General features: G+C 42.8%; 11 protein-coding genes and 1 pseudogene. 7 read left to right on the top strand and 5 right to left on the bottom strand.

Going from position 1 to position 12,461, the window contains the following annotated elements; genetic code table 11:
* Positions 1-23: 23 nt before the first annotated feature.
* The 7 genes and pseudogenes from QMA13_RS27025 (at position 24) to QMA13_RS26995 (ending at position 6,271) form a co-directional block, all read left to right on the top strand.
* The gene (locus tag QMA13_RS27025) at positions 24-959 is read left to right on the top strand and encodes a DUF1177 domain-containing protein (protein WP_282936785.1); all 936 of its coding nucleotides are present in this window, start codon (positions 24-26) and stop codon (positions 957-959) included.
* Between the two features lie 283 nt (positions 960-1,242).
* A complete protein-coding gene (locus QMA13_RS27020) occupies positions 1,243-1,914 on the top strand; it encodes an AroM family protein (RefSeq protein ID WP_282936784.1) in 672 nt (223 codons plus the stop codon).
* Between the two features lie 20 nt (positions 1,915-1,934).
* A complete protein-coding gene (locus QMA13_RS27015; protein ID WP_282943582.1) occupies positions 1,935-2,882 on the top strand; it encodes an aminopeptidase in 948 nt (315 codons plus the stop codon).
* Positions 2,883-3,065: 183 nt separating this feature from the next.
* Positions 3,066-4,130 carry a selenide, water dikinase SelD gene (selD, locus tag QMA13_RS27010; protein WP_282936783.1) on the top strand — a complete coding sequence of 355 codons (1,065 nt, stop codon included), beginning with the start codon at positions 3,066-3,068 and terminating at the stop codon, positions 4,128-4,130.
* Between the two features lie 78 nt (positions 4,131-4,208).
* Positions 4,209-5,245 (top strand): annotated as a pseudogene (gene mnmH, locus QMA13_RS27005) (tRNA 2-selenouridine(34) synthase MnmH).
* Positions 5,246-5,420: 175 nt separating this feature from the next.
* Complete coding sequence (locus tag QMA13_RS27000) at positions 5,421-5,873, top strand: DUF948 domain-containing protein (protein ID WP_282936782.1); 453 nt, start codon at positions 5,421-5,423, stop codon at positions 5,871-5,873.
* 23 nt (positions 5,874-5,896) lie between these two features.
* Positions 5,897-6,271: a YtxH domain-containing protein gene (locus tag QMA13_RS26995; RefSeq protein WP_282936781.1), complete on the top strand. Its 375-nt coding sequence runs from the start codon at positions 5,897-5,899 to the stop codon at positions 6,269-6,271.
* 87 nt (positions 6,272-6,358) lie between these two features.
* Here the strand turns inward: QMA13_RS26995 and QMA13_RS26990 are convergent, their stop codons facing one another.
* The 5 genes from QMA13_RS26990 to QMA13_RS26970 all read right to left on the bottom strand — a co-directional run bounded on the left by QMA13_RS26990 (position 6,359) and on the right by QMA13_RS26970 (position 10,815).
* Positions 6,359-7,510: a phosphodiester glycosidase family protein gene (locus QMA13_RS26990; protein ID WP_282936780.1), complete on the bottom strand. Its 1,152-nt coding sequence runs from the start codon at positions 7,508-7,510 to the stop codon at positions 6,359-6,361.
* An 88-nt stretch (positions 7,511-7,598) separates the two neighbouring features.
* Complete coding sequence (locus tag QMA13_RS26985) at positions 7,599-9,410, bottom strand: putative bifunctional diguanylate cyclase/phosphodiesterase (protein WP_282936779.1); 1,812 nt, start codon at positions 9,408-9,410, stop codon at positions 7,599-7,601.
* A 59-nt stretch (positions 9,411-9,469) separates the two neighbouring features.
* Positions 9,470-9,592, bottom strand: coding sequence for an AgrD family cyclic lactone autoinducer peptide (locus QMA13_RS26980; protein WP_282936778.1), 123 nt, complete (start codon positions 9,590-9,592; stop codon positions 9,470-9,472).
* A 4-nt stretch (positions 9,593-9,596) separates the two neighbouring features.
* On the bottom strand, positions 9,597-10,145 hold the full coding sequence (locus tag QMA13_RS36725; RefSeq protein WP_481858032.1) for an accessory gene regulator B family protein: 549 nt from the start codon (positions 10,143-10,145) through the stop codon (positions 9,597-9,599).
* A complete protein-coding gene (locus QMA13_RS26970) occupies positions 10,132-10,815 on the bottom strand; it encodes a hypothetical protein (protein ID WP_282936776.1) in 684 nt (227 codons plus the stop codon). Before QMA13_RS26970 ends, QMA13_RS36725 begins: the two co-directional genes overlap by 14 nt.
* Between the last annotated feature and the right edge of the window lie 1,646 nt (positions 10,816-12,461).

Genomic DNA, 12,461 nt, shown 5'->3' with positions numbered 1-12,461 from the left:
GAATCAGACGGAGGGCTACGACGATGACGTTGAAACAGACGCTTATGACATTGGATGTAATGGACGACGGAACCGTAAACGGAGAGCGGGTTAAGCAGTTATTTAAAGAGTATGCCGGTGTTTCTGTCCAGGTAACTGTTGTTAAAGGGGACAAAGGGAGCACAGATTTTATTAAAATCGCTATTCCAGGCACGGAAGGAAAAAGCAAGGGAGGCAGCGCTCCAACCTTCGGGATTATTGGTCGTCTTGGGGGAATCGGAGCGCGTCCAACTCGGATAGGTCTTGTTTCTGATGCAGATGGTGCTGTAGCGGCGGTCGCATCTGCTCTGAAGCTGGCAGAGATGCAGACAAGAGGCGACTCATTAAAAGGCGATGTCATCGTCACGACCCATATCTGTCCAGATGCTCCGACCAGACCTCATGAACCGGTTGATTTTATGGATTCACCAGTCGATATATTAACGATGAACCAGCATGAGATCGTTCCTGAAATGGAGGCCATTCTATCCATTGATACGACCAAAGGGAACCGGGTCATCAATCATAAAGGCATCGCTATCTCTCCAACCGTGAAGGAAGGCTATATTTTACGGATCAGCGATGATTTGCTTCGTATCATGGAGATGACGACAGGGCAGCTTCCGGTTACCTTCCCGATTACAACGCAGGACATTACTCCGTACGGAAACGACCTGTATCATATCAATTCGATTGTCCAGCCTGCCGTTGCAACGGATTCTCCCGTAGTGGGAGTCGCTATTACTGCTCAATCCGCTGTTCCCGGCTGTGGCACAGGGGCAAGTCATGAGGTTGACATTGCATCGGCGGTCCGCTTTGCTGTTGAAGTCGCCAAAGAAGTGACTAACGGAACTTGTGAATTTTACAGCAAGACGGAATTCGAGCGAATTGTTAAATTGTATGGATCTATGAAAATTTTGCAGACATCAGGTAAGGCATAGTAATTAGCAATAAGAGTGATTACTCTCTATTGAGTCAGTTAAGAAGCCTACTTATTGAGAAGATTTGCTGGCGGTAGGTGGGGTATCCCCTGGAGGAGCGAACGCGACCGCCTTTGTTATCGGGAAATCACCGCTGTAAAGACAATAAATTAAAAATTTCCCGATAACAACAGCGGCCGGAGGGGATACCCTACCGGAGTACCACACACTTCAGATGTTTAAAGGTTTCTCAATAATCTCAAAAGAGATTACTCCCTCTTTTCAATTGAAGGGGGCAACAGTGATGGGTAAATTAGGCATGATCACCATTGGTCAAGCTCCACGTAACGATGTGGCACCGATCATAGAGAAGTACTTAGAACACCGAGCGGAGCTTGTCCAGGTAGGCGTGCTGGATGGAATGAGCAAAGAGGATATTGAACAAAACTTGCACCCGGAAGCTGGAGATTACGTGTTGACTTCAAGATTAACTAATGGGGATTCGGTGGTGATGTCTCGCGAGAAAATCCAGCCCCTATTGCAAAATAAAATTTTTGAGCTCGAACAAGCGGGGATTAAGCAGATTCTACTGTTATGTACAGGGGTATTCCCTGGGCTTAAAGGGAAGTCTTCCTACCTGATTGAACCGGATCATATTATACCGCCTACTCTGAAAGCAATGGTTGGCCAGAGGCGGTTAGGGGTTATTGTTCCTTTGGAGGAGCAGAAGGACCATTTAATGCCGAAGTATACACCTCTCGGATTGAATCCATTTTTCGCGGTTGCCTCGCCCTATCATAATAATCTGAATAATTTTCATCGTGCGGCTTCTGAGCTGAAGGACAAAGTGAATATTATTGTGCTGGATTGTATGGGTTATACAGAGGAAGCCCGAGAGCTTGTTGCCCAAGCTTCACAATTACCAGTTGTATTGTCCAATGCAATTATGGCAAAATTAGTATCGGAAATGATTTGACGATAAAGGAAGTCATGATGATGAACTCGAAGCTTACAGAAATTAGCAAGAATGTGCTGCAAAATTGTTTGGGACTTAAAGAAAACGAAACTTTCCTGGTTGTTGCAGACGAAGTGAAGAAGGAACTCGCCGAATCGCTATTTGAAGCAGGGAAGCTGCTTGGGGCGGAATCAATGATTGTTGTGATGAAGGAAAGATCAAAATCAGGAGAAGAGCCTCCTGCCCCTATAGCTACGGCAATGGCCAATTCCAATGTGGTCGTATGCATTACGAAGCACTCCTTAACGCATACACAAGCTCGTAAGCAGGCAGCTGCAGCAGGAGCAAGACTCGCAACTATGCCGGGTATCACCGAGGATATGTTCTTGGAGGGTGCTATCTCTGCAGACTATGTGAAGGTGAAAGAGCTGACGGAGAAAGTCACGGAAATATTGACAGAGGGTCAAAAAGTACGGATCGAGAAGGACGGCTGCACATTGGCCTTTTCCATAGCGGGAAGAAACGGAGTTCCAAGCACCGGCATGTATTTGAATCCGGGCGAATCCGGTAACCTCCCTTCTGGAGAAGCTTATATTGCTCCGATGGAAGGCCTAGCTGAAGGTCAGATTATCATTGACGGCTCGATTGCAGGAATTGGCAAGCTTCAGTCTCCGCTAAAAGTAATCCTTGAAAAAGGCCGAATTGTAGATGCGGAAGGCCCTGACGCTACGAGGCTGCTCCAGATTCTTGGTGATGGCGATGGAAGACAGCTTGGTGAATTCGGCATTGGAACCAATGACAAAGCTAGAATAACAGGCGTTGTCCTCGAGGATGAGAAGGTGTATGGAACGATTCATGTTGCTTTTGGCAGCAATAACACGTTTGGCGGCGTGGTTGCAGCGGGCGTGCATATTGATGGAGTCGTTACGAAACCGACCGTTTATATCGATGACCAGCTTATTATGGAAAACGGACAATTTGTCGTATAGATGGGAGCTGGCGGATGAACTAATCATTCGTCAGCTTTTTACTTATTTGCTATTCCTACCTCTTTATTTCAAGTTGTATCAAATCGGTAAGTCTTTTAAGGTTCCAATCTATTTTTTCAGGCAATACTGTGATAATGTTGAGATAAAATAAAGTTTCTTAATGGGAGAAAGGAAGCTGATTCTGTGAGCGAAGAACCAGTATCGAACGTTAAATTGACCTCTTTGTCTAGCAAAGGGGGATGCGGTTGTAAAATCGGTCCGGCTGATCTCCAGCAAGTTATAAAAACGCTTCCACAGTCCATGCCTAATCCTAACTTACTTGTAGGTCTCGATACGAGCGATGACGCAGGAGTGTATAAACTGACAGATGATTTAGCACTGGTTCAAACGGTAGATTTTTTTACTCCCATCGTAGATGATCCTTATTCATTCGGGCAAATTGCTGCTGCTAATGCGTTGAGCGATGTGTATGCAATGGGCGGAAAGCCGCTGACAGTACTTAATATTGTAGCTTTTCCTATCAAAAAGCTGGATAAGCAGGTACTGGCCGATATTTTGCGAGGTGCAGCAGATAAAGTGAAGGAAGCGGGAGCTACATTAGTAGGCGGCCATTCCATTGACGATAATGAACCTAAGTTTGGGCTGGCGGTTACGGGCCTTATACATCCGGATAAAGTAAAACCGAACGCCGGTGCGAGACCGGGAGATAAATTAATCTTGACCAAACCCATCGGCGTTGGTATCATGACCACTTCCATCAAGAAGGATGCTCTGAGTGAAGAAGAAGTTAAACGGGTTACACAAGTAATGAGTACATTGAATAAGACAGCGGCTGAAGTTATGGAGTCGTACACGGTTCATGGCTGTACGGACGTAACGGGCTTCGGTCTGCTCGGTCATACGGCAGAGCTTGCCAAGGGCAGCTCTGTGGGAGTACGCATCGGCTTCAAGCAGGTCCCCGTCCTGCCGCGTGTTCGTGAGCTTGCTGAGGCCGGGTTTGTTCCAGGCGGCACGAAAAACAATTATGCCCACCTTGAAGGTACCGTTACCTTTGCCTCTTCCATTGATCAAATCGATCAATGGATCCTATGCGACGCGGTGACCTCAGGCGGTCTGCTTATCTCCGTAGCGGCCGAAGAAGCCGATGATCTGCTTGGCAGTTTGCTTCAGGCCAGTGTCGAAGCAGCCATGATCGGCGAAGTAGTAGCTGACCATCCGGGGCAGATCCGTGTCGTTGAGACGCTGTAGTTTCATTATTACTTCTTGAGAAAGACATATATAATTTTGGCAGATCCTAGAATCGGCCTTGTATAAGGAGAGAAGCTAGTGTTTCAAGACATCACTGTGGAAGAGCTGCTGGAGCAAAGACAGGAGCTTACGCTGATCGATGTTCGCTCACCAGGGGAGTATCGAGAGTTCACGATTCCAGGGAGCTTGAACATTCCTCTGCTAGATGACGCGGAGCGAGCGGAGATCGGCACGACCTATAAGCAGGTCAGCTTTCAGGCAGCCAAGGACCGGGGGTTGCAGATTATATCTGCGAAGCTGCCGGATTTTATCAAGCAATTTGAGAACATCGATTCGCGTAAAGCTGTCTACTGCTGGCGCGGGGGAATGAGAAGCAGAACGACAGCCACCGTTCTTGCGCTTATGGGGATCCGTGTGTACCGTTTGACCGGAGGCATTAGGTCCTATCGGCAGTGGGTTGTTAGTACATTGGAGACCTTCAAGCTGAAGCCGCGATTGATTGTTCTTAACGGACATACAGGAACTGGGAAAACACAGCTGCTTCGGAAGCTTGCGGAGCAAGGCGTGCCTATCCTCGACATCGAACGGCTTGCAGGCCACCGAGGTTCCGTATTCGGGCAAATCGGGCTTAAGCCTAACAATCAGAAAACCTTCGAAGCGCTGCTGCTTCAAGAATTGCTTCAATATAACGATCAGCCTTATATTGTCATGGAGGCAGAGAGCAAGCGAGTAGGCAAAGCCGTTATGCCTAATTTTCTAGTGGATGCCAAAGATCAAGGGATTCAGCTTCATGTGGAAATGCCACTAGAAGCCAGAATAAGGCATATTATGGATGAATATAATCTGCGGATCATAAGGAGGAATGCTTGGCCGCATTTGAGAAAATACGACGCCGTATTCACACGCCGATAGCAGCCGAGATTGAGCGGCAGCTACTGATGAATCATTATGCCGAGGCCGCAGCTTTGCTGCTCGAGCACTACTATGATCCGCGGTATGAGCATTCCGGTGAAAGGCATGGACATGAGTATATCCACCTGCAGATAGATGATCCGAACGACGGAGTAAATAAGGTTACCTCATTTCTTCAACAATTGAAGCTGCAGCAAACCTAGGACCCTAATAAGGTCCTTTTTTTGTTGCTTAAGATTGTTAATCTTCTAAGGAAATTAGCAGGGGTTTAAATTTTTTTTCATTTTTCGGTGTCAAAACAGGTGGCTGCTACTTATAATGTACTATTCCATAGGCATTCGTCTAGGAAAGTTGCCGATTGGAGGGAGGTGGCGAAACGTGATATGGCAAATCAGCGTAAGCTTGGCATCTGTTGCGTTCATTGTATTGGTTGGCTATCTCATTGTTATGCTTAGACAATCCCGCAAAGCAATGCTGCAAGCACAGGAGACATTGAGCGGCATCCAGTCACAATTGATGCTGACAACGGAAGAATCCATCCGTACGATTCGTTTATCCAGGCAAGTGCTGGAGGACGTGCAGGGTAGATTGAAAGCAACCGATGGGTTTGTAGCTGCTATGGAGCAGACGGGGGAAGCGGCCAGTACGCTATCCCATTCGGTGAAGCTCGTCTCCCGTTCGCTGTCGGATACGGTTCTGGAGGCTCGGGAATCGCTACATAGCCGACAGGACACGGTTAAGGACCTGATTGAGCTGACGACGACCGGAATCCAGCTATGGCAACGCTGGCAAGCACAGAAGGCCTCTCCCAAGAGCACGCCGGACGAATGATAATGATGAAGGAGATGAACAACATGGCAGCAGATAAAAAAGGAAAAGATTTATTGATCGGAGCCGTGGTAGGTACCGTATTAGGAGCGGTGACTGCGCTGTTGCTTGCGCCCAAATCAGGACGGGAGCTTAGAGCCGATCTAGCGGAAGGCGTTCATAATGTATCGGAGAAAACACAGCAGGTTGCAGGTACCGTATTGGATAAATCCAAGCAGCTTGCCAGCACGATATCGGAAAAAACGCAAACGCTCGGCAGCACCACAACCGAATGGGCAGGCAAAGTGAAGGAGAAAGCACTGTCTTGGAAAAATGGTAAGACCGATGATGCGGCCGAAGTGCCTGTAGCGGCTACTATTATCGTTAGTGAAGATAGGGAATCCGAGGGTGAAGAGAAGTAAGATCTTCCTCATCAAAAAAACCATCCGGCAAGGTACGAAGACCTAGCTCGGATGGTTTTGTCATACATAGACACGTGAATAAGGTGATTACCATTTGGATGGATCGATCTTGCTAGGATCCAACCCTTGCCATATATTGCGGATATCGGCGGTTTCCGGATGCTCGAAAACGAGCCAAGCCGTTGGCAAATACCGCTCGCCATACTCGCTGGCTGGTTTATTAATGATTTGATTGTCATGAACTAATACCGTTGAAGAGCCGCCGTCTAGGTTGGCAGCCGTGATGGCTCCATGCTCAAGAAAAATATTTTGAATATCAAATAACGTAGCACCAATACTGTAACCTGGCTGTCTTCCGTCGATAATGGCGAACATAATCGTACCGTCTTCCTTCTGGGCCATACAAGTACGAGGTGCGATTCCCCAGCCGTCGGCCTGATTCTTGATTTGTCCAACACCGTTAACGATGAATCGCGGAGCAAACGTTACCGCTTCCTGCACACCCATTTGCAGCAGCTCGGATGGCTTATATTTCCCTGCGATCATACGTCCTTCCTTATCAATGGCTACTATGTGATTCGGTGTATTCATACCGCCATCGTTATAAAATATTTTTCCTCCGGACATGACTAGACCGGTAGGCTGGAATCCATTACCCATCCACTCAGGGTCTACGAATCCTCCGGCATTGACACCTGCCACAGCTCCCAAACGCTGCACCATGGAGGATACTTTCTCGCCTTTACCTACTTTACCCGGGACAGCGATTCTCAGTTTCTTGGGATCATTAACTATAAGTAGTTTTCCTTTAAAATTTTTGCCTTCGATGGGCTCGATCTGAATAAGCGGTTTCTTTTCCTCGGCTTTAGGCTCCGCCGTGACCGGCTTGCTGACCTGAACCAGATGTTGGTCCTTAACTTCCGTATAGGTGTCGAATTGCGCCCAGTAGCGGTTTACACGTTTTTCTAACTCATCATTACCAATAAGGTAGGCTGCCCAATGCCGGTGTTGAGTTGAAATTAACGTATCTGCCATCAAATAGCGAAGGTTCGTGCCCGATTCGGTCAGGAAGAACCAGAGGCTAAAGATCATTCCGAAAGCCATTAAAACCGAAATCGTGTAAAAGAATAATGTAACAAGAGCGGAAGCACGTTTCTTCTTCTTTTTTTTAGAGGAAGGAAGCTTCTTGACGGCCACCGTCGTACGCGTCTTTGGACTACTCGATAAATTGGCTGACATCTCTTCTTTCCCTTCAAAATATTGGGTTTCTACAGTTATAAACGTAAAAAAGAGGAAAAAGTTTCAGTTTAGAACCGCACTTTTTCCCCTATTTCGGCAAATAAAGCTGTTTATTCTCTTTTAGCATACATTCAAATTCGTCCGCAGAAGTTGGCTTACTGAAGATATAGCCCTGGATTTCATCACATCCTTGAGATTGAAGAAATTCGAGCTGCTCCTCCGTTTCTACACCTTCCGCAAGCGATTTGATTTTCAATTGATGCGACATGGCTATAAGTGCGGTCACGATGGCTGCATTATCTTCATCCGAGGTGACGTCGCGAATGAAGGATTGGTCGATTTTTAACGTATGAACGCGGAATCTTTTCAAATAACTGAGAGACGAGTAGCCGGTTCCAAAATCGTCAATAGAAATTCGGACACCCAGTTCTTTCAGATGATGCATCGTTTCGATGACCTGCGGTATATTGTTCATTGCGACATTCTCAGTAATTTCCAAGCATAAATGCTCGGGAGCGAGTCCAGTTTCATTCAAAACCTGCTGAATCAGTGGAATGAATTGCGGTTGATGGAACTGAATGGCCGAAATATTCACAGAGACACACAACGGTGGATAACCGGAGTCTGCCCATCGTTTGGTTTGAATACAGGATTCCTTAAGAATCCAATTGCCGATAGGGATAATGAGTCCGGTTTCCTCGGCAAGAGGAATAAATTCAGCGGGAGAGATCATTCCCCATTCCGGGTGCTGCCAGCGAACAAGAGCTTCCATACCGTAAATATGACCGTTATGCAGATCAACCAGTGGTTGGTAGAAAATACAGAGTTCCTTCCTCTCCAGCGCTTTGCGCAGATGAATCTCCATATTCAGCTTGTGCAAGGAGCGTTTGTTCATGTCCGGATGGTAGTAATGATATGAATTCCCACCTTTCTCTTTGGAGCGGTACATGGCGTTATCGGCGTTTTTTAACAACGTCTCGGCATCGAGTCCGTCATCCGGGTAAAGGCTAATTCCGATGCTAGCAGTGACGAATAATTCATGCTCTTCAATCAAGAAAGGTTCTTTGACAAGATTTAAAATCCCCTTAGCCAGCTGTACGGGCTCATCGATATGGGTTGTTTGAGAGAGCAGAATCATGAACTCGTCCCCACCAAAACGGGCAACAACATTATGCTCTTTGACATATATATGAAGCTTGCGAGCCAAGGCTTGCAAGAGCTGATCTCCTATGTGATGGCCTAACGTATCGTTTATCACTTTAAAGCGATCCAGATCGAAAAAAATAACCGCTATACGATTCCCATTCCTCTCAGATTCCTGAAGACACGCTTTAAGACGATCGTCAAAATAAAGTCGGTTAGGCAGTTGCGTCAACGAATCGTGGTAGGCCATATGAACGATTTTTTCCTCAGCACGTTTACGCTCATTCATAGCCCGAATAGTTGCATAGGAACGAAGCAGTTGATCGTCGTGAGTCTCCTTAACAATACGTGCAAACAATTCATCGTGTTGAATGGGATTGTGATCGGCGGAAGAGGGGGCAGCAGTCGTTATCAACTGCATTACGTTTTCGATATGTTCTTTGTGAATACGCGCAGCAGAGGCTGTTTTGGAATGCTTGCGGTCTTGTTCGCCAAGGTAGACGATGCCTTTTTTCGTGTCATAATCTCCTACATGGTACATGTTGACGATATTCGCACTATCTAAGAGCCGAAACCCGTCCTCGAACAGCCATTCTTCCAAATTGTCGAAAGAAAAATCAAGATAATACTGCTGATCCTTCGTGTGAACGATAATTTCACGATCCCGAATCTTATCGATTTTGACAACACTGCTCGAATCTAAGATTATGATTTCTGACCCTCTCTTGCCGTCTCGTGTCACAGGAATTTTCTGCATGAAATTCAGCTCCATAAGAGAAGGATTGATAGGCTGTCATTGTGTGACAGCCCCAGATTTTATTTTTTTAGTAGTTCTTGTGGTGTTTCTGGGCGGTGAGCGACATAGGAATTAGTAGTCACAAATATAGTTGCCAATGTCATTAATACAGAATTAGCAAGGATTGCAAGTACTCTCTTCATAATTTCACCTCCCTTCCAAAAAAAATTTTAACCTATAAGCTGGTTTAGTAGTTAATAGTGCTTGGATTAAGAACGCAGATGTTATCACTGTTGATTGACCAATGAGATTGCTACAAACAAGAGCTACTGCTATCATTTTTAAAAAAGGGTAGTATTTGGGATCTATTCTACTAACATTATTTATTCCATTTGGAGCAGTTCTCAATAAAATCAAACAAGTTAAAAAATCAATGAGCATATAATAATAGGAATATTCATAAGTCATAAGGGAAGCAATAACTATGATTGATGTGGAGAGAATGCAACAAGATAAAGAGGATGACATATGCAATCCCCCAGAAAAAAACCTCAATATAATAAAAGAACATATAGCTATTAAACATTCATATAAATGCCCAATAAATAAACAAAAGACTAGAGAAATAAAAAAAGAAATTGAAGAATTTATTACTAAACTTAGTGAGTAGGTAAGGGCAGTTTCGGAACCGGCTTCTGGGTAGTTTCTTCTAATTGATCTTGCAAGATATTGAGCAGAATGATCAATTATATTCACTTTTTTTTGACATCCTTTCGCGTCTTTTTATCCAAAGTTTTTTATTATGCTGGTAAGCAAGATAAACGCCAATTAAAAAAAGAATGCCAACGATAATGGGAATAATAATATGCACAACAGATTGTTTGATAGCAATTTGTTCAATTTCTATAGCAACTAAGCCGATAATTAGCAAGCCTGATAAGTAAAAATTATAACCTTTTAGTGCATCGTTAGAAGTTGTATGAAAACCTAATTTGTATTTCTGTAAGGGGTAAATTAGTATTAATAATACTAAAGTTACTGTCATTTCAAATGATGCAAATTGAATGACAGAGTTAATTAGATCTTTTTCAGCAAAAATATTGAAATAAGAACCTATTGAAACGACGAGACCTTCAATTGTTACCACTGCTAATGTGCCTATTATGCATATTAAAAATGAAAAAATTAACGGTAATCTGAAGAATAATGTTATCAATACTATCTGAATAAGAAGTACAGGCAGAACTCCAAACTGAACTTGTTCGAGATATTCTCTTATGTAAATAGATATACTAGACATTATTACTGCAATAAAAAATACCTTATGTAGTGAATACCTAAAATAAATCCTAAATAATGAAAAACATAGTAACATACTTGCAGAAAACTCAATTGAAGAGAATAAGATTTTTAACAAAAAATGCATAATTATACCTCTTTATTATTATATATGGGTATCCTGTCATAGTAACTTAGTACTGCTTTGTATTATGTGTTAAAAATTTTTCGTATTATTTGATAGTTTAATATACTATTGTAAACTTAACAAGTAGAAAATTGTCGAATGAAGCGCTTTCTAGCTACGAGTATGTATCTTGAATAGTATTAAAACCGAACTATGTCATCTTATATTTAGCAATATAAATGTATCTTTTATACCATGAAATTCAATCCTCCAACTCTTTTTCGTAGGACATATGTATTAAGTATAAAAGGACGAGAAATGACAAAGATAGGATAAGTAATACGATATTGTCATAAAATATGAGTGAAACGCCGTTAACATATAGCAATAATGATCCAAGGACTAACGCTACGTAAAACTTTATGGGAAATTTTGCGGATTTTGAGATTAGATTTCTTGATGTGATGAAGGTAAATCCAATCCGAAGTTTATTGAGTATAAAAGATAAAGCTAAATTTACTGAACATAAAAAATAGATTTGAATGACATAATCATTTCGAGTAATCTCAATAAACTTACCGTGGTCAAAATTAGCTATTGCCAAATTTAGTGAAAGCTCCAACATAACGTTGGTGACATATGCTATAGAAACTAGAAGCAGTGAATGCCACAACTTAAAACGATAAATTAAGTACACACAGAAAAAATAACCGATAGGCTGGAGTATCGATAAGAGGTAGATAATTTTGAATGTCAGCAGTACGATTGTGATTTGAGATAATAGTAGTGTGCAAATAATGACGTGTGTTAAATATCTAGTGATCTTTAAACGAAATATAGATAGTCCTAATATTTGTAGTGTAAACCACCAGTAACATGCTTGAAGAAAAGTTGCCCAAATTTGATCCATCTTGAAATTCCTCCACTGTTGTACATTATCTATACAGGTAGCTCATTTCTATAAATCTAGTTCATGATGACAAGTTAGCATAGATGGAAAACAAATCATCATGTTTACTCCGTCATCTCTTTCTCATGGGAAAGATGTAATATAAATATCAATGCAAAAAACGTTATCGTTATAGCTAGCATAATAATTTCTGAGAAGTATGCAATAGTTAAACTAGTAAGCATAATTGGTATCCAACCGAGAATAACCATTAGTAAGAGCTTTTTTGGGAACGCTTTTTGTCGAATTATTTGATTGCTAGTGGCAAAAGTAAAACCTATTCTATAAGAGTACAAAAGAACTGCAATGAAATAATTGATAGAAGTAAGTACTAAACCTTGTAAGAAGTAATCATTTCTAGAAATATGGATAAACTCTATGTAATTGAACTGAGCCAAAAGTAGGTTGAAGCTTGATTCTAGTACTACATTGAGACCGAAAGCTAGAGTAGCCATGAGTAATGACTGGATAATTTTTAATCGATAAAACAGCCAAAAGCAAAGCAAAAGAACAACGGGATTTAAAATTGTCATTAAGAAAACAATCTTGTAGGTCTGCATAAAATAGGAAGTTTGGGTTAGAACAATAGTACTGATAATCAGATGTCGCAAGTATAGTTGAGGCTTAACTCGAAAAAGAAGAAGGCCCATTAGTTGAATAGAGGGCCAAAATATTAAATATAATATAATCATTTTAAGCTGTTCCAACTAGAAACCTC

It is taken from the genome of Paenibacillus sp. RC67 (assembly GCF_030020805.1).
Lineage (GTDB): Bacteria > Bacillota > Bacilli > Paenibacillales > NBRC-103111 > Paenibacillus_S.
The sequence above is the reverse complement of the archived record's forward strand: the minus strand, read 5'-3'. Positions and strand labels throughout refer to the sequence as shown.

Excerpts from the sequence above, each read along its gene's own strand:
- QMA13_RS26995 (WP_282936781.1), top strand. The coding sequence starts at position 5,897 with ATGGCAGCAGATAAAAAAGGAAAAGATTTATTGATCGGAGCCGTGGTA.
- QMA13_RS27020 (WP_282936784.1), top strand. The coding sequence starts at position 1,243 with ATGGGTAAATTAGGCATGATCACCATTGGTCAAGCTCCACGTAACGAT.
- QMA13_RS26980 (WP_282936778.1), bottom strand. The coding sequence starts at position 9,592 with ATGAAGAGAGTACTTGCAATCCTTGCTAATTCTGTATTAATGACATTG.
- QMA13_RS26985 (WP_282936779.1), bottom strand. The coding sequence starts at position 9,410 with ATGCAGAAAATTCCTGTGACACGAGACGGCAAGAGAGGGTCAGAAATC.
- QMA13_RS27015 (WP_282943582.1), top strand. The coding sequence starts at position 1,935 with ATGAACTCGAAGCTTACAGAAATTAGCAAGAATGTGCTGCAAAATTGT.
- QMA13_RS27025 (WP_282936785.1), top strand. The coding sequence starts at position 24 with ATGACGTTGAAACAGACGCTTATGACATTGGATGTAATGGACGACGGA.
- QMA13_RS26990 (WP_282936780.1), bottom strand. The coding sequence starts at position 7,510 with ATGTCAGCCAATTTATCGAGTAGTCCAAAGACGCGTACGACGGTGGCC.
- QMA13_RS26970 (WP_282936776.1), bottom strand. The coding sequence starts at position 10,815 with ATGCATTTTTTGTTAAAAATCTTATTCTCTTCAATTGAGTTTTCTGCA.